Source organism: Cupriavidus respiraculi (assembly GCF_914271545.1).
Taxonomy (GTDB): Bacteria; Pseudomonadota; Gammaproteobacteria; order Burkholderiales; family Burkholderiaceae; genus Cupriavidus; species Cupriavidus respiraculi.
In genome coordinates this window covers 215,215-239,542 of record NZ_CAJZAH010000004.1, presented here as the reverse complement: position 1 = coordinate 239,542, position 24,328 = coordinate 215,215, and the positions used below count along the sequence as shown (strand labels likewise).

General features: G+C 65.4%; 21 protein-coding genes. 17 read left to right on the top strand and 4 right to left on the bottom strand.

Annotated elements, in window-relative coordinates; genetic code table 11:
* The first annotated feature begins 45 nt into the window (after nucleotides 1–45).
* The 7 genes from flgF (at nucleotide 46) to flgL (ending at nucleotide 7,968) form a co-directional block, all read left to right on the top strand.
* Nucleotides 46–789, top strand: coding sequence for a flagellar basal-body rod protein FlgF (gene flgF / locus LDO27_RS19010; RefSeq protein WP_222207243.1), 744 nt, complete (start codon nucleotides 46–48; stop codon nucleotides 787–789).
* Between the two features lie 85 nt (nucleotides 790–874).
* Nucleotides 875–1,660: a flagellar basal-body rod protein FlgG gene (gene flgG / locus LDO27_RS19005; protein WP_222207244.1), complete on the top strand. Its 786-nt coding sequence runs from the start codon at nucleotides 875–877 to the stop codon at nucleotides 1,658–1,660.
* 2 nt (nucleotides 1,661–1,662) lie between these two features.
* Nucleotides 1,663–2,340 carry a flagellar basal body L-ring protein FlgH gene (gene flgH / locus LDO27_RS19000; protein WP_222207521.1) on the top strand — a complete coding sequence of 226 codons (678 nt, stop codon included), beginning with the start codon at nucleotides 1,663–1,665 and terminating at the stop codon, nucleotides 2,338–2,340.
* 68 nt (nucleotides 2,341–2,408) lie between these two features.
* Nucleotides 2,409–3,494, top strand: coding sequence for a flagellar basal body P-ring protein FlgI (locus LDO27_RS18995; protein WP_224043614.1), 1,086 nt, complete (start codon nucleotides 2,409–2,411; stop codon nucleotides 3,492–3,494).
* Nucleotides 3,495–3,513: 19 nt separating this feature from the next.
* On the top strand, nucleotides 3,514–4,533 hold the full coding sequence (gene flgJ, locus LDO27_RS18990) for a flagellar assembly peptidoglycan hydrolase FlgJ (protein WP_222207246.1): 1,020 nt from the start codon (nucleotides 3,514–3,516) through the stop codon (nucleotides 4,531–4,533).
* Nucleotides 4,534–4,732: 199 nt separating this feature from the next.
* Nucleotides 4,733–6,628: a flagellar hook-associated protein FlgK gene (gene flgK / locus LDO27_RS18985; protein ID WP_222207247.1), complete on the top strand. Its 1,896-nt coding sequence runs from the start codon at nucleotides 4,733–4,735 to the stop codon at nucleotides 6,626–6,628.
* A 110-nt stretch (nucleotides 6,629–6,738) separates the two neighbouring features.
* On the top strand, nucleotides 6,739–7,968 hold the full coding sequence (flgL, locus tag LDO27_RS18980) for a flagellar hook-associated protein FlgL (protein ID WP_222207248.1): 1,230 nt from the start codon (nucleotides 6,739–6,741) through the stop codon (nucleotides 7,966–7,968).
* 171 nt (nucleotides 7,969–8,139) lie between these two features.
* On the opposite strand, the gene LDO27_RS18975 is transcribed toward flgL, so the two are convergent.
* Together LDO27_RS18975 and LDO27_RS18970 are read right to left on the bottom strand one after the other, a co-directional pair.
* Nucleotides 8,140–8,322 (bottom strand): hypothetical protein, encoded by a 183-nt coding sequence (locus LDO27_RS18975; protein WP_224043427.1) that lies wholly within the window; start codon nucleotides 8,320–8,322, stop codon nucleotides 8,140–8,142.
* Nucleotides 8,323–8,336: 14 nt separating this feature from the next.
* The gene (locus tag LDO27_RS18970) at nucleotides 8,337–8,702 is read right to left on the bottom strand and encodes a hypothetical protein (RefSeq protein WP_224043426.1); all 366 of its coding nucleotides are present in this window, start codon (nucleotides 8,700–8,702) and stop codon (nucleotides 8,337–8,339) included.
* A 319-nt stretch (nucleotides 8,703–9,021) separates the two neighbouring features.
* Between LDO27_RS18970 and LDO27_RS18965 the strand changes: the two genes are divergently transcribed.
* From LDO27_RS18965 to LDO27_RS18920, 10 genes are all read left to right on the top strand, one after another.
* Nucleotides 9,022–10,671: an arylsulfatase gene (locus LDO27_RS18965; protein WP_224043424.1), complete on the top strand. Its 1,650-nt coding sequence runs from the start codon at nucleotides 9,022–9,024 to the stop codon at nucleotides 10,669–10,671.
* Nucleotides 10,672–10,727: 56 nt separating this feature from the next.
* Nucleotides 10,728–11,540 (top strand): transporter, encoded by an 813-nt coding sequence (locus LDO27_RS18960; RefSeq protein ID WP_224043423.1) that lies wholly within the window; start codon nucleotides 10,728–10,730, stop codon nucleotides 11,538–11,540.
* 82 nt (nucleotides 11,541–11,622) lie between these two features.
* Nucleotides 11,623–13,593 carry an alkyl/aryl-sulfatase gene (locus LDO27_RS18955; protein ID WP_224043421.1) on the top strand — a complete coding sequence of 657 codons (1,971 nt, stop codon included), beginning with the start codon at nucleotides 11,623–11,625 and terminating at the stop codon, nucleotides 13,591–13,593.
* A complete protein-coding gene (locus LDO27_RS18950) occupies nucleotides 13,590–14,180 on the top strand; it encodes a hypothetical protein (protein WP_224043420.1) in 591 nt (196 codons plus the stop codon). The genes LDO27_RS18955 and LDO27_RS18950 overlap by 4 nt, the downstream gene beginning before the upstream one ends.
* Nucleotides 14,181–14,275: 95 nt before the next feature.
* Complete coding sequence (locus LDO27_RS18945; RefSeq protein ID WP_224043418.1) at nucleotides 14,276–15,106, top strand: DUF2092 domain-containing protein; 831 nt, start codon at nucleotides 14,276–14,278, stop codon at nucleotides 15,104–15,106.
* A 12-nt stretch (nucleotides 15,107–15,118) separates the two neighbouring features.
* A complete protein-coding gene (locus LDO27_RS18940; RefSeq protein ID WP_224043416.1) occupies nucleotides 15,119–15,640 on the top strand; it encodes a hypothetical protein in 522 nt (173 codons plus the stop codon).
* A gap of 114 nt (nucleotides 15,641–15,754) precedes the next feature.
* The gene (locus LDO27_RS18935) at nucleotides 15,755–17,380 is read left to right on the top strand and encodes a mechanosensitive ion channel family protein (RefSeq protein WP_224043415.1); all 1,626 of its coding nucleotides are present in this window, start codon (nucleotides 15,755–15,757) and stop codon (nucleotides 17,378–17,380) included.
* Nucleotides 17,381–17,506: 126 nt separating this feature from the next.
* Complete coding sequence (locus LDO27_RS18930; protein WP_224043413.1) at nucleotides 17,507–18,031, top strand: carboxymuconolactone decarboxylase family protein; 525 nt, start codon at nucleotides 17,507–17,509, stop codon at nucleotides 18,029–18,031.
* Between the two features lie 264 nt (nucleotides 18,032–18,295).
* The gene (locus LDO27_RS18925; protein WP_224043412.1) at nucleotides 18,296–19,159 is read left to right on the top strand and encodes a class II glutamine amidotransferase; all 864 of its coding nucleotides are present in this window, start codon (nucleotides 18,296–18,298) and stop codon (nucleotides 19,157–19,159) included.
* A gap of 158 nt (nucleotides 19,160–19,317) precedes the next feature.
* Entirely contained in the window at nucleotides 19,318–20,733 is a 1,416-nt protein-coding gene (locus tag LDO27_RS18920) for an ankyrin repeat domain-containing protein (RefSeq protein ID WP_224043410.1), read from the top strand.
* A 4-nt stretch (nucleotides 20,734–20,737) separates the two neighbouring features.
* Here the strand turns inward: LDO27_RS18920 and LDO27_RS18915 are convergent, their stop codons facing one another.
* Together LDO27_RS18915 and LDO27_RS18910 are read right to left on the bottom strand one after the other, a co-directional pair.
* Entirely contained in the window at nucleotides 20,738–22,543 is a 1,806-nt protein-coding gene (locus tag LDO27_RS18915; RefSeq protein WP_224043409.1) for a hypothetical protein, read from the bottom strand.
* 492 nt (nucleotides 22,544–23,035) lie between these two features.
* Nucleotides 23,036–24,229: a hypothetical protein gene (locus tag LDO27_RS18910; protein WP_224043407.1), complete on the bottom strand. Its 1,194-nt coding sequence runs from the start codon at nucleotides 24,227–24,229 to the stop codon at nucleotides 23,036–23,038.
* Between the last annotated feature and the right edge of the window lie 99 nt (nucleotides 24,230–24,328).

Here is a 24,328-nt window from a genome sequence, read left to right as displayed (position 1 = left end):
GCGGCGCGCTCGCGCGCGCTGCCCGCGGAACGCTAGAGATCGCATATGGATCGCATGATCTACACCGCCCTGTCGGGCGCGAAACAGACGATGGACCAGCAGGCCGCGGTGGCCAACAACCTGGCCAACGTGTCGACCCCCGGCTTCCGGGCCCAGGTCAATATGTTCCGCGCCGTGCCGGTGGTCGGGCAGGAAACGCCGACGCGCGCCTTTGCGCTCGCGAGCACGCCGGGCGCCGACCTGAAGGCCGGCCCGCTGACCTATACCGAGCGCTCGCTCGATGTGGCGATCAAGGGCAACGGCTGGCTGGTCGTGCAGACGCCCGACGGCGGCGAGGCCTACACCCGCGCCGGTTCGCTGCAGGTATCGGCGGACGGGCAGATCCAGACCATGAGCGGTCGTCCCGTGCTGGGCGACGGCGGCCCCTTGGCGGTACCGCCCGGCTCGATGGTCACCATCGGCAATGACGGCACCATCACCGCGCGCGGTCCTGGCGAAACCGCTCAGGGCCTTGCGCAGGTGGGCCGGCTGCGCCTGGTCAATCCGCCCGCCGACGCCATCGCACGCGGCGACGACGGACTGTTCCGCCTGCGGCCCGGCGCTGCGCCGGTCGAGCGCGATCCGACCATCGGCGTCATCACCGGCGCGCTCGAGGGCAGCAACGTCAATCCGGTCGAGGCCATGGTGGACATGATCGCCAACGCCCGCCGCTTCGAGATGCAGATCAAGATGATCCAGGGCGCGGACACCAACGACCAGAGCGCCAACCAGCTGCTGTCCAACCGCTGATGCCCGCGGGCATCGCCACCGGACCCACCGACTCAACCGAATCAAGGGCATGCCGCGCCGCCGCGGCGGCCACGCAAGGACAACCATGAACCGCTCTCTCTGGATTGCCAAGACCGGCCTCGATGCGCAGCAGACGCAGATGGACGTGATCTCGAACAACCTGGCCAACGTCTCGACCTCGGGCTTCAAGCGCGGCCGCGCCGTGTTCGAGGAACTGATGTACCAGACCATCCGCCAGCCCGGCGCGCTGTCGTCGGACCAGACCGTGCTGCCCTCGGGCATGCAGCTGGGTACCGGTGTGCGCCCCGTCGCCACCGAGCGCATCCACACGCAGGGCAATCCCCAGCAGACCGGCAATGCGAAGGACGTCGCCATCATCGGCCAGGGCTTCTTCCAGGTCACGATGCCGGACGGCACCACCGCCTACACGCGCGACGGCTCGTTCCAGGTCGATGCCAACGGCCAGCTGGTCACGGCCAGCGGCTTTGTCATCGAGCCGGCCATCACGATTCCCGCGAACTCGACGTCGCTGACCGTCGCCCGCGACGGTACGGTGTCAGTGACGCAGCCGGGCTCGAGCAACAACGTGCAGGTCGGCCAGCTGCAGCTCGCCACTTTCATGAACCCGACCGGCCTCGAAAGCCTGGGCGAGAACCTGTACGTGCAGACCGACGCCTCGGGCCAGCCCAACCCCACCGTGCCGGGCCTGAACGGCGCCGGCGTGCTGCAGCAGAACTATGTGGAAGCGTCGAACGTGAACGTGGTGGAAGAGCTGGTCAGCATGATCCAGACCCAGCGCGCCTACGAAATCAACAGCAAGGCCGTGCAGACGTCCGACCAGATGCTGCAGCGCCTGACGCAATTGGGTTGAACATGATGCAAACGCTGTCTCGCCTGGGCACGATGATCCTGTGCCTGCTCGCCACCGGTTGCGCGCTGGTGCCGCGCGAACCGCTGGTGCAGTTGCCCACTTCGGCCCGGGCCGAACAGCGGCCGATGCCTGCGCCCACCGGCTCCATCTACGCCAGCTCGTACGCCGGCAATCCGCTGTTCGAGGACCGCCGGCCGCGCAACGTCGGCGACATCCTGACCATCCTGGTGCGGGAGAACCTGAACGCCTCGAAGAACTCGGGCTCGAATGCCAGCCGCACGGCCAACACCGCGCTGTCGTTCGGCTCGGTGCCGCGTGTGCTCGGCGGCCTGTTCGGTGCGAGCCAGAACGCCGAGATGGAGGGCGCCAATGCCATGCAGGCCAGCGGCGGCTCGTCCGCGGCCAATACCTTCAACGGCACCATCACCGTGACCGTGATCGAGGTGATGCCCAACGGCAACCTGGTCGTATCCGGCGAAAAGCAGATGGCGATCAACCAGGGTGCCGAGTTCATCCGCTTCTCGGGTGTGGTCAATCCGCGCACGGTCGCCGGAGACAACTCGGTGCTGTCCACGCAGGTGGCCGATGCCCGCATCGAGTACACCGCCAAGGGCTATATCGACGAAGCGCAGAACATGGGATGGTTGCAGCGCTTCTTCCTCAACGTTTCACCGTTCTGAGCTGTCTCATGTCTTTGCGTCTGCCTGATCTCTTCCGTACCCGCCGCGCCGCCGCGCGCCTCGCCGGCATGTGCCTGGCGCTCGCGCTGGGCCTCGCCGCGGGCACCGCGCAGGCCGAGCGCCTGAAGAACCTGGCCACGATCCAGGGCGTGCGCGACAACCCGCTGGTGGGCTACGGCCTGGTGGTCGGTCTCGACGGGACCGGCGACCAGACCATGCAGACGCCGTTCACCACGCAGAGCCTGAGCAACATGCTGTCGCAGCTGGGCATCACCTTGCCCGCCGGCCGCAACATGCAGCTCAAGAACGTGGCCGCGGTGATGGTGACCGCCACGCTGCCGCCGTTCGCGCAGCCGGGCAGCCAGATCGACGTCGTCGTTTCGTCGCTGGGCAATGCCAAGAGCCTGCGCGGCGGTACGCTGCTGATGACGCCGCTCAAGGGCGCCGATGGCCAGGTCTACGGCATCGCGCAGGGCAACCTGCTGGTGGGCGGCGCGGGCGCGTCGGCCAACGGCAGCAAGGTCCAGATCAACCAGCTCGCCGTGGGCCGCATCGCCAACGGCGCGATCATCGAGCGCGCCGTGCCGGCCTTCCAGTCCGACAACGGCATGCTCACGCTCGAGCTCAAGAGCACCGACTACGGCACCGCGCAGCGCGTGGTGGACGCGATCAACAACAAGCTGGGCGGCGGCGTGGCGAGCGCGCTGGATGCCCGCGTGGTGCAGGTGCGCGTGCCGCCCACGCCGGCCGGCCGCGTAAGCTTTCTGGCCAGCATGGAAAACATCGACGTGACGCCGGGCAAGGCCGCGGCCAAGGTGGTGCTCAACGCGCGTACCGGCTCCATCGTGATGAACCAGGCCGTGACAGTGGACGATTGCGCCATCGCCCACGGCAACCTGTCGGTCGTCATCAATACGCAGCCGGTGATCAGCCAGCCCGCGCCGTTCAGCGGTGGCGAGACGGTGGTCGCGCCGGTCTCGGAGATCAGCCTCAAGCGCGATGGCGGCTCGCTGCAGGTGGTCAAGGCCGGCGCCTCGCTGGCGGCGGTGGTGCGCGGGCTGAACGCGCTGGGCGCGACCCCGGCCGACCTGCAGACCATTCTGGAAGCGATGCGTGCCGCCGGTGCCCTGCGCGCCGAGCTGGAAATCATCTGACGCCAGCCCGGAGCCGACCATGAGCAGGAATCTGTCCGCACAGGCCGATGTCTCGCAGCGCTTCGCGCTTGATACGCAGGGCTTCGAGATGCTCAAGCAGAGCGCCCGCGCCGATGGTGGTGGCGAGGCGCTGAAGGCGGCGGCCAAGCAGTTCGAGGCCGTGTTCACGCACATGATGCTCAAGAGCATGCGCGACGCCACGCCGCAGGACGGCATTTTCGACAACGAACAGACCAAGCTGTACATGTCGATGCTGGACCAGCAGATGTCCCAGCATCTGTCCTCGCGCGGCATCGGCCTCGCCGATGTCATGGTGCAGCAGCTGGCGCGCGCCAGCGGCATGCAGGTGCCCGGACAGGTCCAGGGCAAGCCGGCCACGCCGATGGACGCGGCCGCCGCCAGCGTGGCGGGGCTGCTGGACAGCCGCGGCGCAACGGAGGCGGGCGGCGAATTCTCGGAGACGCCGCGCGCCGGCACCGTGGTGCTGGGCTCGAACTGGAACCCGACGGCCGGCCTGCGCCAGTACCAGGCGCAGGAGACCGGCGCATGGCAGGGCAACCAGATCGCCGTGCCCGAAGATGCACCGCCGCACGTCACCGCGTTCGTGTCCCGCATGTCGGCACCGGCCGCCGCGGCGTCGCAGGCCACCGGCGTGCCGGCGAGGCTGATCCTGGGCCAGGCCGCGCTCGAGTCCGGCTGGGGCAAGCGCGAGATCACGCACCCGGACGGCAGCACCACCCACAACGTGTTCGGCATCAAGGCCGGCGCCAACTGGAAGGGCCCGACCGCCGAGATCACCACCACCGAATACATCGACGGCCAGCCGCAGAAAGTGCGGGCGCGCTTCCGTGCCTACGGCTCGTATGAAGAGGCGTTCCACGACTACGCCCGCCTGCTGGCCAACAACCCGCGCTACGCGCCGGTTCTGTCCGCCGGCTCGGCCGACGAGGCCGCCCGCGGCCTGCAGCGCGCGGGCTACGCGACCGATCCGGAATACGGCGAAAAGCTGGTCCGGATCATGCGCAAGGTCTCGACCTGAGTGCCTGCCGGCCGCGCGCATGCGCTGGCCGGCCGATGAGCCGCGCCGAGTCCCGCGCGCGCGATGTAGCACAGATTTCCGGGGCGCGAAACAGCGTTAAAGTCCGCGCCCCAAAGTGCCGTTAGACACCACATCCACTTCCGCTGTCCCGGCTGTTGCACGCCGGGTGGGCGGCAGCTACCAGATCCGGGGTTAGTGCATGTCACTCTTCAATATCGGTCTTTCCGGCCTGAACACGGCGCAGAATGCGCTGACCACCATCGGCCACAACGTCAGCAACGCGGCAACGGCCGGCTACACGCGCCAGAACACCATCATCGCCTCGGCGGGTGGCCAGGGCACGAGCCAGGGCTTCTTCGGGCAAGGCTCGAACACCATCACGGTGATGCGCGTCTATGACGAATTCCTGACCGCGCAGCTGCGCAACACCGAGACGCTCAGCGCGCAGTACGCCGCCTATTCCGAGCAGATCGGCCAGATCGACAACCTGCTGGCCGACCAGAAGGGCGGGATCGCCCCGCTGATGCAGAAGTTCTTCGCCGCGGTGCAGGGCATGGCCGATACGCCGGCCGACACGGCGACGCGCCAGGGCCTGCTGAACGCCGCCGAGTCGCTCGCCGGCCAGTTGCGCGCGGCTTCCGAGTATTTCTCGCAGCAGCAGGAAGGCATCAACAACCAGCTCAAGGGCGCGGTGTCGGACATCAACGCCTACGCCAAGCAGATCGCGTCGCTCAACGGCGAGATCGCCAAGGCGACAGCCGCCAGCGGCGGCGAACCGCCCAACGACCTGATGGACCAGCGCGACGAAGTCATCGCGCAACTGAACAAGCAGGTAGGCGTGAAGGTCGTCAAGCAGGACGGCGGCAGCTACAACGTGTTCGTCGGCAACGGCCAGCCCCTCGTGGTGGGCACCTCGTCCTACGATCTCAAGGCGGTCAACTCGGCCGCCGATCCGTCGCGCACCGCCATCGCGTACACGCTGCCGGACGGCACCGCGATCGAGATGGAGGACAGCATCCTGAAGGGCGGCAGCGTCGGCGGCCTGCTCAAGTTCCGCAGCGAGACGCTGGATGCCGCGCAGAACGCCATCGGCCGGCTGTCGCTGGCGCTCGGCCAGACCTTCAACAAGCAGCACCAGCTGGGCATGGACCTGAACGGCGCCATCGGTGGCGACCTGTTCAGGATGGGCTCGCCGGCGGTGATGCGCAATGCCACGAATACCGGCACGGGCACGCTCGCGGTGACCGTGGCGAACGCCGGCGCGCTGGAAGCCAGCGACTACACGATGAAGTTCGACGGCACGAACTACAGCCTGACCCGCCTGACGGACGGCAAGGTCGTGGCGAGCGGCGCCGGTCCCACCTTCAACGTGGACGGCCTGGAGATTACCGCCAGCGGCGCGATGGCCGCCGGCGATTCGTTCCAGATCCAGCCGACCCGCAACGTCGCCAGCCAGTTCGAAGTCGTCATCAAGGACCCGGCCAAGCTGGCCGCGGCCTCGCCCGTGCTGGCGCAGGTGGTGGCCTCCAACACCGGCAAGGGCACCATCAAGGTGGCCAACGTGGCCGAGGGCTTCGCCGTGCCGCCGTCCAAGGTGACCGCGACCTTCGATGGCACGACGTACACCTTCACCGACGCGGCCGGCAATCCGGTCACGCCGGATGCGGGCCCGGTCCCCAACGGCACCGCGGTGGAGTACACCTTCGACGGCGTGACGATCAGCTTCGATGGCACGCCGGCGACCGGCGACACGTTCACCTTCGGGTCGAACGCCGGCGGCATCACCGACAACGGCAATGCGCTGGGGCTGGCCAAGCTGCAGACCGCCAAGACCATCAAGGGCGTATCGAGCTTCAACGATGCCTACGCGCTGCTGGTCAACGATATCGGCAGCCGGGCCAAGTCGATCGACATCGCGTCGAATTCGCAGGACAGCATCACCACGCAGGTCAGGACCGCGCAGCAAGGGGTATCCGGCGTCAACATGGACGAGGAAACCGTGAACCTGCTGCGCTTCCAGCAGCTCTACCAGGCCAGCGCCCAGGTGATCCAGACCGCGTCGTCGCTGTTCGACACCATCATCGGCATCGCCTGACCGTAAGCCACAGCCACCAGCCATCGCCATCAGCGATCGGGGCAGCACCATGCCCCGGTCGTCATGCGGAACAGGCTGAACAGACAGCTATCAGCACAAGGGAAACCAGCATGCGCGTCGCATCTTCCACCTTCTACCAGCTCGGCCTGGCCTCGATGAACGGCCAGCAGCACTCGCTGCTGCACGTGCAGCAACAGCTCGGCACGGGCCGGCGCATCCTGACTCCGTCGGACGATCCGGTAGGCGCGACGCGTGCGCTGACGGTTGCGCAGGCCGGCGCCGTCAACGAGCAGTACGCCAGCTCGCGCGTGCAGGCAAGCAACAGCCTGAAGACCGAGGAAAAGGCGCTGCAGAGCGTGATCACCACCATCCAGAACATCCAGACCCTGGTGGTGCGGGCAGGCAACGGCGGTCTCAGCGACTCGGACCGCGCCGCCATCGCCACCGAACTGGAAGGCAACTACAACCAGCTGCTGGGCCTGGCCAACAGCGACGACGGCAACGGCCAGTACCTGTTCGCCGGCTTCAAGTCGGGCACGCCGCCGTTCGCCAAGTCCGGCACCACCGTGCAATACAACGGCGATACCGGCGCGCAACTGCTCCAGGTCGACGTGCAGCGCCAGATGGCGGCGGGCGACAACGGCCAGGACATCTTCCTGAGCGTCACCGGTTCGGCCAACTATGTGCTGCAAGCCGGCGGCGCCAACACCGGTACCGCCACCTTCAGCGCCCTGTCGGTGACCGACCCGACCGACCCCCTGTACGGCCACAAGTTCGAGGTGCAGTTCGCCATCGACCCGCTGACGAACGCCACCAGCTATACCGTGATGGACAACAGCGTGGTACCGCCGGCAGCGGTGGGCCTGCCCACGCCCTACACCGCCGGCGACGAAATCGAAGTCGGCGGCGTCTCGTTCGCGGTGTCGGGCGTGCCCGCCGACGGCGATACGATGTCGCTGGCACCGGCCAAGCAGGCCGGCACCGACGTGTTCGCGAACGTGCAGGACGTGATTACCGCGCTGCGCAAGCCGCTGGCGACCGACGCCGACCGCGCCGCGCTGGACAACACGCTCGCCACGGCCAACCGCAAGATGAGCAACTCGCTGGACAACGTGCTGACCGTGCGTGCGTCCGTGGGCTCGCGCATGCAGGAACTGGATGCGCTGGACACCATCGGCGAAAACCGCGGCCTGACCTACGAGCAGACCCTCTCGGCCCTGCAGGACGTGGACTACGCGGCGGCCATCTCCGAGTACTACCAGCGCTCGATGGCGCTGCAGGCAGCGCAGCAGTCCTTCATGCAGATCCAGGGCATGAACCTGTTCAACTATCTGAAGTAATCGGGGCGGCGCGCCGGCGGTCTCCGCGACCGTCCTGCGCCGTCTTGCCGTGCTGACCGCACGCGCGGCCGGAACGAAAGCCCGGCCGCTTTCCTCCTCCTGCCCACCCCATTGCGGTGCGTCTCCGGCGCGACAGGTCGCCCCGCCAGCCGGCTGAACACCTGCCGGTGCTCACGCGAGCGTGCGGAACATCAGGTCGCTGTCCGTACCGAACACGGCGCGGCCCTTGCTCTCGCCGATCCCGCCGCCTCCGCCTCCGCCGCTGGTGCTACTGCTGCTACCCCCGGCCGTGGTGCATGCGGCGACGGCCACCAGCGAGACCACCATCAGCAGTTTCTTCAGTCTGTCGTACATGGTGTCCTCCGTGGCTAAGGCTTGCTTTGCTTGACGAGGTCCTGCCAGATCACCGCCATCGCGGGCGTCGACCGCATGCCCGGATTGGCTTCGTACCACTTCGTCACGCGCGCCTCGATATCGGCGATGGTCATGTTCTGCGCCGCCGCCGCGATGCGCACGCCGGCCGGAGGCGGGGCGGTGTTGTTGCGCTTGGCATAGGCATTCTCGGCCAGGATCATGTTGCCGGCTCCCACCAGGAAAGCCTTGCGCTCCGTGACGGAGGCCTTGAGCCAGTCGTCTCCATCGACGACGATCGATGGCCTCTGCTGTGCCGCGGCCGACCAGGCGCAGCACACCATGCCTGCCGCCAGCAGCCCGCGTTTCCATGTTGTTGTCATCCCTCGTCTCCTCGCTCTCAGTTTGACCTCCAGCGCCGGCCGCGATCCGACCGCGGCGGTTGCAATATAGTCAAATCCAGCGATTGCGCCAGCACCGCGCAGATCGGCACCGCAGCAACGCACGGTCCTTCCCGGCCGCGCTGCAGCCGGCCGCGCCGCCCCGCCAGCCGCTACGGCCGGCGAACCCTCCCGCCTTTGCCCTAAACCCCGATTGAAGCCGTGCCGCCGGTGCCCAACACTGGTATGGCGCCAACATGCTCGGACCGCACGACGGAGCGGGGGATGCGCTCGCGCAAGACGACCAAACCGGAGCCCATGAATGAAGCCAACCCTCCTCTGCATGGCGGGCCTGCTGTCATGCCTGACGGCATTGCCAGTCCTGGCGCAAGGCAAGCCAAATATCGTGCTCATCGTGTCCGACGATACGGGCTATGGTGACCTTGGTCCCTACGGTGGCGGAGAGGGCCGTGGCATGCCAACGCCGAACATCGACCGGCTGGCGGCGGAAGGGATGACGTTCTACTCGTTCTACGCGCAGCCCAGCTGCACACCGGGACGCGCCGCGATCCAGACCGGTCGCATTCCCAATCGCAGCGGAATGACCACCGTCGCCTTCCAGGGCCAGGGTGGCGGCCTGCCGGCGGCGGAGTGGACCCTGGCGTCCGTGCTCAAGACCGCGGGCTACGCGACCTTCTTTACCGGCAAGTGGCATCTGGGCGAAGCCGACTACGCGCTGCCCACGGCGCAGGGCTACGACGAAATGCGCTACGTCGGGCTCTATCACCTCAATGCCTACACCTATGCCGACCAGAACTGGTTCCCGGGCATGGATCCCGAACTACGGGCGATGTTCAAGAAGGTGACCGTCGGCTCTCTGTCCGGGAGGGCCGGGCAGAAAGCGACGGAGGATTTCAAGATCAACGGGCAATACGTCGACAAGCCGGGGGAACGGTCGGCCGACTATCCCAACGGTGTGGTCGGCATCCCGTATTTCGACGGCTACGTCGAAAAAGCCGCGCTCGAATTTCTGGACAGGGCCAGCCAGTCCAGTACGCCGTTCTTCCTGAACGTCAACTTCATGAAGGTCCACCAGCCCAACATGCCGCATCCGGACTTTCAGTACAAATCCTTGTCGCGTTCGAAATACGCCGACTCGGTTGTCGAGATGGACGCCCGCATCGGCGCGATCATGAACAAGCTGCGTAGCCTGGGGCTGGACAAGAACACACTGGTCTTCTACACGACCGACAACGGCGCCTGGCAGGATGTCTACCCCGACGCCGGATACACGCCGTTGCGCGGCACCAAGGGGACCGTGCGGGAAGGCGGAAACCGGGTGCCGGCCATTGCATGGATGCCCGGCAGGATCAAGCCGGCCGTGAAGAACCACGACCTCGTGGGCGGCCTGGACCTGATGGCCACCTTCGCATCTGTCGCCGGGATCAAGCTTCCTGCGAATGACCGGGAGGGCAAGCCAACCATCTTCGACAGCTTCGACATGTCACCGGCCCTGTTCGGTACCGGAAAGCCCCAGCGCAAGGCATGGTTCTATTTCACCGAGAACGAGCTCACGCCGGGTGCGGTGCGCGTGGGCAACTACAAGGCGGTGTTCAACCTGCGCGGCGACAACGGCCAAGCCACCGGCGGGCTCGCGGTGGACAGCAATCTCGGCTGGAAAGGGCCCGACAAGTATGTGGCCACCGTGCCGCAGATCTTCGACCTGTGGGCAGACCCGCAGGAACGCTACGACCTGTTCATGAACAACTTCACGGAAAGCACGTGGACGCTGGTGGTGTTCAACCAGGCCGTCAAGGAAACGATGCAGACCTACATCAAATATCCGCCGCGCAGGCTGCAGAGCGAAGGGTATTCCGGCCCCATCACGCTGTCGCAGTACCAACGCTTCAGCTACGTACGCGAGATGCTGGCCAAGGATGGGTTCAGCATTCCGCTGCCGAGCGGCAATTGATCGTGTCTCTTCGGGGGTATCGGCGCTGGCCCGTCCGGCGCCAATGGGAACAGGCCATGCGAACCGCAACCGAAACGATCCACGCTGCCATGGCGCCGGCGATCATGATCGCCGCGGCCGCTGCGAACGCTCAGGAAGATGCGTCCGACCTGGCCAAGAAGCTGAGCAATCCGGTCGCCGCCCTGATCAGCGTGCCGCTCCAACTGAACTATGACCGGGGCATCGGCCCGGCGCGGGACGGCGACCGCTTCACGCTCAATATCCAGCCGGTCGTACCTATCTCGCTGAACCAGGACTGGAACCTGATATCGCGCACGATCCTGCCGCTGACACATCAATCGTCGATCACGCCGGGGTCGGGCACGCAGACGGGGCTTGGCGATACCTTGCAGAGCGTCTTCTTCTCTCCCAAGACCCCGACCGCCGGAGGGCTGATCTGGGGAGTCGGACCAGCGATGCTGCTGCCGACCGGCACCGAGAACGAACTCAGTGGCAGGAAGTGGGGACTGGGCCCGACGGGGGTGGCGCTCGTCCAGCATGGTCCCTTGACCTATGGTGCATTGGCGAACCACATCTGGTCAGTCGCGGGAGACAACGGACGGCCGTCCGTTAGCAGCACGTTCATCCAGCCATTCCTTAGCTACACCACGCCGACCGCATGGTCCTACACCGTCAATACCGAGTCCACCTACGACTGGAAGCGCTCGCAATGGAGCGCACCTGTCCATGCCGGCGTCAGCAAGGTGGTGAAGTTTGGCCAGCAGCCCGTGAGCTTCGGCGTGTTCGCGACGTACTGGGCGGAGAGTCCCGAGTCGGGCCCTCACGGGTGGGGAGCACGGGGGGTGGTGACGTTCCTGTTTCCCAAGTAGATGCGGAACGGCGGCAAGACATGCGGGTGCGGAAATGGATCGTATCTCGATGTGTTGGTTTGCTCTTACAGGAGTCGGTGCGATGAAGATGGCATTCGTGATGACCGCGGCAATGACCGTGGGCTGGATTTCCATGGCGGCGGCCCAGCCGCAACCGGTCGGGGGAAAGCCGGCCACCGCGGCGACCAGGGCGGCCAATGCTGCCGTGTTGAACGAGCTGCCCTTCAACGACAAGGCGGATTTCGAAGACGCGCAGCGGGGGCTCGTGGCAAGGCCGGATACCCTGACGATCCGCAACGCCAAGGGTGACGTGGTGTGGGACCTCGAGGCGTACAAGCGGTATATCTCGCTGGACAAGGCTGCGCCCGACACGGTCAACCCGAGCCTGTGGCGCAACGCCCAGCTCAACATGCAGCATGGGTTGTTCAAGGTGTCCGACCGTATCTATCAGGTCCGTGGATTCGACTTGTCCAACGTGACCTTCGTGCAGGGCGATACCGGATGGATCGTGCTGGACCCGCTGATCTCGGCGGAAACGGCCAAGGCGGCCTACGAGTTCGTGACGAAGACGCTGGGCCAGCGACCGGTGCATGCGGTCATCTACAGCCATTCGCACATCGACCATTACGGCGGCGTGCGCGGCATCGTGGACGAAGCCGATGTACGCGCGGGCAGGATCAAGATATTCGCGCCGGAAGGCTTCACCGAGCATGCCATCAGCGAGAACGTCATTGCGGGCAATGCCATGGGCCGCCGCGCGGTCTACATGTATGGGGCGCTGTTGCCGCGCAACGAGCGGGGCGGGGTCAACGGCGGACTTGGCCAGACGGTGTCGGCCGGTGATGCGGGCCTCATCATTCCGACCGATATCGTCAGCAAGACCGGTACCGAGATCACCGTGGACGGCGTGAAGATGGTGTTCCAGATGACGCCCGGCACCGAGGCGCCGGCGGAAATGAACACCTTCTTTCCGCAGTTCAGGGGCATGTGGATGGCCGAGAACACGACCAACACCATGCACAACATCCTGACGCTGCGCGGCGCGCAGGTTCGCGATGCGCTCAAGTGGTCCAGCTACCTGAACGAGACGATCGATACGTTCGGCAACCAGGTCGATTTCAAATTCCAGGCGCACCACTGGCCGATGTGGGGCAATGCCCGGATCATCGACTACTGGAAGAAGCAGCGTGACCTGTACAAGTACACCCATGACCAGTCGGTCAACCTGATGAACAAGGGATACACCGGACAAGAAATCTCCGAGATGATCAAGCTGCCTCCGGAACTGGACAAGTTCTGGCCCAACCGGGGCTATTACGGCACGCTGCGCCACAATTCCCGCGCGGTCTATCAGCGCTACATGGGCTGGTATGACGGCAATCCGGTCAGCCTGAACAACCTGCCGCCGGAGATGGCGGCCAGGAAGTATGTGGAATACATGGGCGGCGAAGCGGCGGTACTGCGCCGGGCCAAGGCGGACTTCGACAAAGGGGAGTACCGCTGGACGGCCGAAGCGCTCAAGCAGGTCGTGTTCGCCAATCCCGACAGCAAGGCGGGCAAGGAGCTGCTCGCCGATTCGCTGGAGCAGCTTGGCTATCAGGCCGAGAGTGGCCCATGGCGGGCGGTCTACCTGATGGGCGCCTACGAGCTGCGCAATGGCGTGCCTCAGGCCGGTGGCACCACCACCGCCAGTCCGGACACGATTCGCGCAATGCCGCCGGAAATGCTGTTCGACTACCTCGCGGTTCGGCTGAACGGCCCGAAGGCGGCGGGCAAGAAGATCGGCCTTAACTTCACTTTCACCGACCTGAACAAACAGTATGGCCTCGCGGTGGAGAACGCGGTGCTGAACTACGGCAAGCCGCTGGCCCAAGCCGACGCGAACATCGCGATGTCGAAGGCGACCCTCGACGCGATCCAGCTCAAGGAAACCACGGTCGAAAACGCCATCGCCAAGGGAGATATGAAGATCGAGGGCCGGCGCGAAGCGCTCGGCGATTTCCTCGCCTTGCTCGACACCTTCCCGTTCTGGTTCAACATCGTGACCCCATGAAAAAGACCATCACCCTAGCGAGCGCCATCCTCGCGGGATGGCTGGTATCGGTATCGCAGCCCGTCGCCGCGTGCGGCTCGGAGTTCGTCCTCGGCGATGAAGTCTCTGCCGCGCATCCCGCCTCGATTGGCGTTGCCTTCGCGCTGCACGATGCGGTGCAAGCCGGAAGCCTGCCCGCGATGCCGGGCGCCACCGGCGAGGAGGCGCGGCTGCGGGCGGATGACACCGCGCACCGGCTCGAACGGTCGCTCGCCTCGGCGCGGTCCCGGCTGCCGCCCACCGCGTTGCTGCTCGTCGAGTCGCGGCTCTGGACGCGCTATGCCCCCGCCGCCAGCCGGCAGGCCCACGTGCACGCAGGGCATGAGGCGGGCCCCGTGGACGGCGATGTGGTGGTCGTCACGGCAGAGTCGGTCCTGCGCGGCCTGCTGGAGGGGCGCATCGGCTGGGCGCAGGCCGTGGACGCCGGGCTTATCGTTGTCGTTGGCGAGGTCCCGGCGCGCACGCGGGTGGCCGCGGTCCTGGCCGCCCGATTCGCCAGGCCGGGCGGCGCCGCATTGGCGGGCGAGCTGCCGCGCGATCGCTTCTGAACGCGGTTCGGGTCTGTGGCGCGGTCCGACACCGGCGCGGAGGGAGGGGCCGGCGAAGGTGGCGGGCTGCAACGAGTTCGAGTGGGAGTGTTGCCATGCGCAGAATCGTGGGATTGAGCGTGCTCGCTGTTTCGCTTGCCGGTTGTACCCATGCGCCACCGACGTCGACGGCGACGGCGACGGCGACGGGGGCGGCTGCGCCCGCCCAGCCGTCGGCAACGGCGTCTTCAAAGGCGGTGACAACCGCTCCGACTGCCGGCACCGTGAACCCCGAAGCGGTGCAGGCGCTGCGCAGCATGGGCAGCTACCTGCAGACGCTCGGCAAGTTCGAGGTCACGGTAGATCTGACGGGCGAGCGCGTGCTCGAGGACGGGCAGAAGCTGACCCACATGGCTTCGGCGACGGTAGCCGCACAGCGCCCGAACCAGCTGCGCGCGCGGATGCGCAGCGTCCGTTCGGAGCGGGAACTGATCTACGACGGCAAGACCGTGGTGCTTTACATGCCGGCGCAAAGGTACTACTCCAGGGCCGCGTTCAGCGGCAACCTGGCTGACCTCGCCGGGCGGCTGCAGGAGCGGTACGGGATCGAGCTGCCGATGGCGGACCTGTTCCTCTGGGGCACGCCGCAGGCACCGCTGGACGGCATGACTTCCGCGATGAATGCCGGCCAGGACATCGTGGACGACGAGGTCTGCGACCACTACGCCTTCCGCCAGGGCGATATCGACTGGCAGATCTGGATCGCCGCCGGGCCGCGCAAACTACCGCGCAAGCTGGTCATCACCAACCGCGCCGACGAAGCCCGGCCGCAATCGGTCTCGCTGATCCGGTGGAATCTCAATCCGCGCTTCCGGGAGTCGTTCTTCACGTTTGCGCCTCCCAAGGAGGCACGCGTGGCGGAGTTCGTTCCCATGAAGACCCAGTAAAGGAGTCGCATCATGCGCTGCTCTGCCTGGCAGGACCTCGTGATGGCGATGGCCGTGACCCTACTTGCCGCCGCGACGGCGTGGGCCCCCATCGCGCAAGCGCGTCCGCGCGGCGGCGGACACGGCGGGCAGGGTGGCGTCCACAGTGGGGCCGTACCGCACGGCGGGGGAGGAGGCGCGCGGCAGCTGGACAACCGGCAGATCGATGCGCGGGCCAACAATGTGCGCAGCAGCAGTGTCAACAGCGTCAATGCGAACCGCAATGTGAACATCAATACCAACCGCAACGTCAACGTCAATGTGGACCACGGCGGTTGCTGCCACGGCTGGGACGACGACTATCACCCGGTTGCGACCGCGGCGGCTGTGACCGCCACGGTGGCGGTCACTTCGGCGGTGGTGGGCTCGATCGTTCGCTCGGTTCCTCCCAATTGCGTCCCGGTCAACTACGGCGGCATGGTGTACCAACAGTGCGGCGGTACGTGGTATCAGCCGCAAGCCGGGCAGTACGTCGTCGTGAACCCGCCCTACTGAGCGCCGGCCATGTGGCCCCACGGTGATCGCGCCGTTGCGGGATGGTTCCCGATCGGCATCGTACGTCGGCCCCCTCGCCGCAGCCCGGTCGCAGCCCTCGCCGCGCTCAGGTTCATGCTCGTGCTCGTGCTCGCGATTCCTGGCTTGGGCCCGGTCAGGGCCGCGCCCGATGACGCGGGCGCAGGCGGCACGGCTCCGGTCGAAGTCTGGCTGATGAATCGACCCATCGTGGTCCTGCGTGCAACGCTCGCCGGCGTGACGCCGGAAGTCAGGGCCCAGCGGACACGGGATCGCTTCGATGCGTTGACACCCTACGATCTCATGCAGCCGGTCAACGTCACGCCAGGCGAGCTGGGCGGCCAGCACGGCGTGGGGCTTTACGTCGGCGAACGGTTGCTGATGGCGGTCGTCGAGGGGGACGTCGATCCGGAGGAGAAAATCCAGTTTGACGCGCTGGTCAGGCAGGTGACCGACAGCGTCGGCGCCGCCGTGGCGGCGCGCCGCGCGCAGCAGCATTGGCCTACCCTGATTCGCGGGGCCGTCCGCACCCTTGGCGCGCTGGCCGGCCTCGTGCTGCTTGGCTGGGGATTGTCGCGGATGCGCCGTCTGCTCCGGCGCGGCGTCGAAGCGGGATTGCAGCGTCATCTGAACGCGCGCACGGCGGACGGGTTCGACTGGACCGCCGCGGTCTACCAGCTCACCGATCGTCTGGTTCGGGTCGTCACGATGGCGCTGCTCGCGCTGCTCGTCTTTATCTGGGTGGAATTCTCGCTGCTGCAGTTTCCGCTCACGTATCCGCTTGGCGAGCGCATGTCCGCCTATCTGTGGGGCATGCTGGAACGCCTTGGCGTGGCCGTGGTCGATGCCGTCCCCGGATTGCTCGTCGTCGCGATCATCGTGTTCCTGACGCGCGGCGTGCAGATTGTCGTGGCCAGCGTATTCGCCGCCACCGCGCGCGGCAAGCTGAAGGTTCCCGGCCTGCATCCCGAAACCGTGCCGGCGACCCGCCGGCTGGTGTCGGTGCTGGTGTGGGCGCTGGGTTTCACGTTCGCCTATCCCTATATCCCGGGTTCGCAAAGCGACGTGTTCAAGGGCGTTTCCGTGCTGCTCGGGTTCATGCTGACATTGGGCTCTGCCAATGTGGTGAACCAGATCATGAGCGGCATGGTGCTGGTCTACTCTCGCGCGCTGCGGGTCGGCGACATGGTCAGCATCGGCGAGACGGTCGGCTGGGTCGAAGGACTTGGACCGCTCTCGGTGAGGCTCGTGAATCTGCGGCGGGAGCAGGTCACGTTGCCCAATGCCATCGTGGTCGCGAGCGCCGTACACAACTATTCGCGGTCGCAGGACCCGGACGGCGGCCGTGGCGCGCTGCTGTCCACGACAGTCACCATCGGCTATGACACCCCATGGCGCCAGGTGCACGCGATGCTCCTCAACGCGGTGCGGGAGGTACCGAACCTGGTCGAGGACCCGGCACCGTTCGTGCTGCAGCGCGGGCTATCGGACTTCTATGTCGAGTACGAACTGTTCTTCGGCATCGGCGATCCGCGCCAGCGCTTCTTCGCCTTGTCCACGCTGCACGCCGCCGTGCAAGACGAGTTCAACCGCCATCACGTACAGATCATGTCGCCGCATTTCGCACTGCAACCCAAGGACCCCGTAATGGTGCCGCCCGGGCAATGGCATCCGGCGCCGGCCGCCCCAGACCTGGACGAGCCGATGCGCGGTCAGCGCTAGCACGCCATTCCGGAGCGGCCGCGGGCGGTGTGGCTTGCGCCATGCCTTGCGCTACGATGGCGCACGGACGCGACTCCCTTGCCCTGGGGAGACCGCGCGCCGCCCAATCACGACAGGACCGCTATCATGGCCGCCATTCCCTATGCCGATCTCTCGGCGCCCGACATCCAGCCGCTCGCGGCCCGCATTGCCGCCGAGCGCGGCAGCGTATTGCACCTGTACCAGATGCTGCTGCACGCGCCGCCAGTAGCCGAAGGGTGGCTCACGTATCTGACCGCTATCCGGCAGAAGTCCACCTTGCCCGGGTCCCTTCGCGAGATGGTGATCATGCGGGTGGCGTGGCTCAACGGCGCATCCTACGAGGCCCACCAGCATGCGCCGATCGCGCTGAAGGAAGGCATGGCGCAGGCTCAGATCGATGCCTTGCCGGCGTGGCGGGACAGCACGCAGTTTGGCGACGAGGAGCGCGCCGTGCTGGCCTACACCGATGCAATGACGCGGGACATCCAGGTTGACCGCGCAGCCTTCGAGGAGATCTCACGGCGCTTCTCGCACCGTCATATCGTCGAGCTGACGGCCACGATCGCGGCCTACAACATGGTTTCGCGCTTCCTCGAGGCAATGCGGATCCACGCCGACGAGACGAAATGACAGCGCACGGCCGGGGCCGCTGACGTGCCCGAGCCGCGCCGGCACCGCCGCACGGATCGGCAGGCAGGGGGCGGTCCCCCACCCGTCCGCGTCCGTCACTGTCTGACATTTCGGGAAGGTGAGCGCTGGCCGGTGTGCCCGGCCGCGCTTGTGTTCCGGCCGCAATGTTGTGCATAGTAGGGGCAACCGAAGGACGCAATGGCCGCCGCCCCGCGCAGGGCATTGCCGTCCGACAGCCGAACATTCACGTCGAGGAGTCGCCCCATGTGCCGCTGGCTGGCCTATTCCGGCCGTTCCGTCCCGCTGGAGGCGGTGCTGTTCCAGCCGGAACACTCGCTGATCGAACAGAGCCTCAATTCGCGCCTCGGTCACACCACGACGAACGGCGATGGGTTTGGCGTCGGCTGGTACGGGCGCCATTCCGAGCTGCCGTTCCGCTATCGCAGCCTGCACCCCGCCTGGAGCGACACCAATCTTCGGGAGGCCGCCCGCGCGGTCCGGGCACCCCTGTTCGTGGCCCATGTGCGGGCCGCCACCGGCACGCCGACGCAGGAAACCAACTGCCATCCATTTCGCTTCGGGCGCTGGCTGTTCGTCCACAACGGGATGATCCGCCAGTACTCGCACATGCGGCGCGAACTGATGATGGCCGTGGCGCCGCATCTGTTCCGGTGGATCGAGGGCTCCACCGATTCCGAAGTGATGTTCTTCCTGGCGCTCACCTTCGGCCTGGAGCGCGATCCGCGTGGGGCGCTGGAGCAGATGGCCGGCCTCATCGAGGAAGTGGGACGCCGTTACGACGTCGAGGAACCGCTGAACATGACCGTCTGCGTCACCGACGGCGAGCAGGTCGTCGCCGTGCGCTACTCCAGCGAGGGCGCCTCGCGGTCGCTCTTCCACAGCACGTCGTTCCGGCAACTGCGGGCGCTCTATCCGGAGGACCCTCGCATCCTCGCCGCCGGTGACGACGCTTTCCTCGTGCTGTCCGAACCACTCATCGATGTGCAGGGCGTCTGGGAGGAGATTCCCGAGGCCACGATCCTGATGGCAAAGGGCAGCGACATCCAGAGCCATCGATTCGTGCCGCGACCGCCCGCGAGCGGCCTGGCTGTCGTGAGGTCGGCGTAAGCGCGGATCGCATCGACCCACGTTGCGAACCCTGAACTGCAGGAACGCGCGCGCAAGACGCGCCGCCGTTCGCACAGTAGGCTGGCCTTTTCCGAAATGGCCGCCGAATCCTCCGTGCGAGGCTCGTCCAGCGGCCAGCCAGTCCGATGGAGGATGCGATGGACCGCGACGCAATCAACCCCATTCCCGCCGATGCGGCACCGGTACCCCGCCCAGCGCCGGCGCTCCTCATGCCTTCCCCGCCTGTTCACGAGGCCATTCGCAGCGGCAAACTGGTCGCGATTCGCCGCGCACTTGCGTCGGACCCTGACGCGCTGCAGCGGTGCGACGACAAGGGCGATCCGCCGCTGCACTTTGCGATCCGCTCCGGCGCGCCCATTGCCCTGGTGGAGTTTCTGATCCAGCAAGGCGCCAAGCCCGACGCATGCAATATGCACCGCGATACCGCGGTGCATATTGCATGCGGACTTACCAACGTCGACACGCGACTGCTGGCCCTGCTGCTCCACCATGCCGCTCGAAACGGCGATGGAGGCGCACGGATCGCGGCCTTCTTGCCCGATGCCAACGGTCGCCATGCCTATGAGCGGGCTCTCGACGCCCATCGGCAGCCCAGACGGGAGATGGAATCGGCGATCGCCGCGCTGCAACGGCACGATGGGTGGTATCGCGCCTACCTGGCAAACATGGCGAAAGCCGTGAAACGCGCCGATCTCGACGGGCTGGCGGCGTTGCTGGCATTCGAGATGCCGCTGGATCTGGTCATTGATCAAGGCAAGACGGCGCTGATGATGGCCGCCGAAATCGGCCATGCGGATGTCGTCGACATGCTGCTCGTCCACGCGCGGGAGTACGGCCTGCGGCAACTGAACGTGGCGGCGCCCAGCGGTGATACCGCGCTGACGCTGGCCGCCTTCCACGGCCATGTGGCCGTGGTGGAGCGGCTACTCGCCGAATCGGCGGCGACCGAGGTCCCAAGCGAGGGCGGAGACACCGCCCTCATGGCCGCGGCCATTTCCGGTCATGAGGGTATTGCCGAGCGGCTGCTGAAGGCCGGCGCGGCTGTCGACAGTCACAATGCGCTGGAAAGAACTGCGCTGATGTTCGCCGCCGTCGCGGGTCATGCGGCCGTGGTCGGCCTGTTGTTGCGGCATGGCGCGGCAGTCGACGCGCGCGACGCTGAAGGGCGCACTGCGTTGGCTTACGCCGCGTTGCATGCGAGGGCTGTCGAATCGGGGCCGTCGATATCGCAGCGCATCAGAGGACTGCCGGCGGGTGCGCCGGTCGCAAACGCCAAGGCGCAACCCGAGGATGCCAGCCGTGGCAGTGGTCGCTATCGCGAGGCGGTGCGCATGCTGCTCGCGCATGGGGCGACGGTGAATGCCTGCGATGCCTTCGGCGCTACTGCCTTGATGCACGCTGCGCGCAATGGCCATATCGAGATTCTTTCACTGCTTCTGGGGGCAGGCGCCGACGGCCGGCGCCGGGACCGCCTCGGCAGAATGGCGCTGGACTATGCCACCGCAGCTGGACAGAGGCACGCGGCCCGTGTGTTGAGCGCGTGCCCGGCCTGAGGCGCTAGATGGGTGCGGCTGCCCGCGTCTGGGCTTCGGACGGCGGCGCAAACGGCGCCGGGGATTCCACTCTTTGTTGCTCGCTGACGATGCACTTTCCGGGAAGCCATTCACGGAATCTCTGAGCCAGGAAGGCAAGGGCACCTGTGCGGCGTTCGTATTGCTGCCGCATCGCTGTCCTTCCTTCGATAAATTCCTGGAACAGTTGCCGCAGCGACTTGAGCATGGCTTCATCGTTGCGCAATGTCGTTCCACCGATGGCCGCCTTCAGTGCATCGGTTTGTGAATGAGCCACGAAACATCGGAGTTTTTTCAGGATGTCCTCTCTGTCCTGTGCATATGTGCCATCGAGCCGAACGGTGGAGCGCAGCCTTAATGCCTCCACGAGATTCCGGTCCATTCCAAGCGAGATCAGCGCATCGGCAAGAGCGCATCTAGTGATGGGCCGCTCTCCATCTATGAGAGCCATCAGCATTCCGTCGATTGCCACAAATTTGTTGCGTCGCATCTCATGGATAGTCGGTCGGCGGCTTTCCTTGAGAATTCGTTCCGCCTCGATCTTTTGTTGAGTGTCACGTCTTGCAACCAGATTTTCTTCGATGCGATCCATGAGGAAACGGAGAAACGCCGAACCGAGCCAGTAGAAGCCTAGGCCGAAGGCGACCGCCGACAATACCAGCGCGAATATGCCTCCCGACGCTACGGTTGCCGCGACGATTGCACCGGCTCCCATTACGATGGACACAGTCCCGTATGCCACGCGTTGTTTTGCCCTCGAGTTCTTTTTTAGTTCGGTGGATTCGATGCTCTGAAACGCCTTTGCCTGATGATGGGTTAGTACCTCGACCAACTGCTTGGCCGCCGCGACGTCGCCGGCGGCTTCTGCCGACATTGTCGCGGCGGCGTTGGCGGTGTGCACATTCCGAACGTCGGCGCACTGAGTTTGCGCCGCCTCGTCGATCAACCACTGCCGGTGTGTCACGATGGCATGCTGAACATGCGCGTCCCTGCCCTGGGACGTCCGCAAGTCGGAACGCAGATTGCGCACCACCTTCAGGTCTTGCAGCCGCCGCTCCGACTGATACCATCCCACGATTCCCGCACCGACGTGCAGAGCGCCCATCGCGATGCCAAACGCTCCGCTGGCGATACCGTTGGCTACCAGGTCAACCCCGTGTGCGCCGAGTTTGGTTGCCGTATCCGTTGCGTTACACGCGGTGCCGCCCAACTGGACGACACAGTCGCGCGCAACGGCGATGCCTAGCGCCCGAATATTGTCATTGGACTCAGTGAGTTGGTTGGCCGCTTTTTCGTAAAGAACGTAGTGCTCGAAGTTGTCAGCGAGTTCGAGCGCCAGCTTCTCTAGTTTAGAACCGACGTCCTTCAGGTCTGCCTCAACACGCTGAAGGTTGAACATCGGTACGATGGAATCGCGCTGCCATTCAGCGATTCGTCCCCCGCTATCGTCGCGAGGCCACGTCTGAAGCAGGCTTGTTAGTGCATGTCTTTCGCCCAGTAGCGAAGCGATCCCTGGATTGCCGGCGATGAAACGTTCATGTCCATCGGCATGCTCGCGCAGTGCCCGGTCGATCTCGGATTTCTTCTTCTTTTCTTTCCAAACCAGATGAGCGGTTCCGGCGGCTTCTAGCACCGCAAATACGCCGCTGACCATCGCGCCGCCGTTTGAGGCGGGAAGGTGAGAGGCAATCGAAATGCTCGCCGGATCCCCCTTTGCCCAGCCGAGAATGTGGATTACCTCACGACCCGCTGCAGCCATGGCCCATAAGCCGTAGGTGTACTGATTCAGCAAGTGCCAACCCTTGGCATCGGCCAGCTTTGCGTCAGAGAGATAGAAGGGTGGCCACGCGGGGGACGGGGAAGGGACGACGGGGCTGGCCGAGGCAGCCGAGATTCCGCTCGTGAGGCCGGCCTCCGAGGCGACGACTACGCTCTTCTCTCGGTCTACATCGGGATGGCATTCCAATGTGTGCGGTGGGCTCGTCGGAACCCGCCGTTCTGTATCGGGGTCGACGTCCGTGTATGGTCGTGGAACGAAATCCGTGTTGGCCTGCGATGAATCGACGTCAGTGTGACTTTCATCCTTAATATTGAAACCATCGACTACATATTCCGAATCTGGGGTGGGGTATCCCCGTGGGTGGGTTTGTCTGCTGCAGCCTTCTACTGGCATCGTCTCCTCCGCCGCCATTGTTTCTAGACTTGTGAAAGCACTACCCTTTTTCGTTGGTATGGAGCACGTAAGGATTCTTATGAGACCAACGGTTGATACAGCATTGCGCTACTACATGATGTGGGACGGCAAACGATGTACTGTGGGAATGGGTCGAACGGTGAAGCTGCTGAGTGCGCGCATTGGATCTTGGGGCTTTACCGTACCTGGCAATGGTGTAGGTGGCACCCTCGGGTGCAGTTCTTCGGGATTGCACGCCGCCATGAATTTCTTCGTCTGAAGGCTATCGACGGTGCGGTATAGCCGAATGAGTTTGCAAAGCAGCATGCCTTCGGAGTCGACACTGAACTTGCATTGAAAGATGTCGCTGAGGTGGTTGAATCCGGTTCTGAGGCCGGTCACGGTCAAAACATCCTCGTTACGCGGGCGCGCCACCACGGATTGGTAAATGGATTCCCAACGACGCACGGTGCCAGCCAGGTCATTAGGACTGATCCGCTGTGCCAGCTGCGCTAATACTCGCGCCTTGGCAAGGTATTCGTCTTCGCTCTTCGGCTCGAACTGTAGGGCACGTATTGTCAGCAGAGAGAACAGCTCGCTGTCCGTGTCGGGTATCCACCAGGCAAGGTGGCGCATCAACTCGAATTCCCACAAGGAGGAATGATTTCTGGCGCGATCAAGTGCCGTAGTCAGTTGAGATCGCCTCGCTATTTCTGGCATTCCTGCGGTCATGAGGACTACCGTTGCAGCGGCCCATTCGCGAATGCCCGGTGCCGCATTGACAATCGCGTCCAACATTGGCTGGACCTGGGTGCTGCGTCTCATTCCGACTACGCGACGAGCGATGACATCGTCGTCGCGGTAGTCCGGCATCGCCGAAACTGCGCTTACTGCTGCGTAGAACGCTTTGCACGTAGTGCCTAGCGGCGACCCATCGTAGAAGAGATGCCGCTGACCTGGAGGGACACGGGCGATTACCTCGCAGAGCAGTTCGAAGGGTAGGTCGAGGAACGGAAATGGCTGTACGGGTTTGATGTCTGAGGCAGAGGGCGCAATAACAAGAGCCGCTTGGTTTCGTTCCTGCCGCGCCGGTTTGCTCGGCCCCGACTGCAATTCGACGCTCGGCGGCCGCTTCGGCAGCGGTGGGGCCTTTCGTACTCCGAAGAAAGACAGGATCGCGTTCCATGGGCCGCTGCGGTCCTCGCTTGCAGGGCGGCTTGGGGGTCGTTCGGGAAAAGGGAGGTATTCGATGTCGGCGGAACGTCCGCCGGCCTGTACGGCCATTGTTCCGCGATTGGTTTGCACATCGCTGCCCCTGGGGGGCTGTGGACTCGAGACCACCGGGTCACTCGATGCGACAGGATGATTGCCAGACATGCGTTGCTCCTGACGAAGTGAGATGGA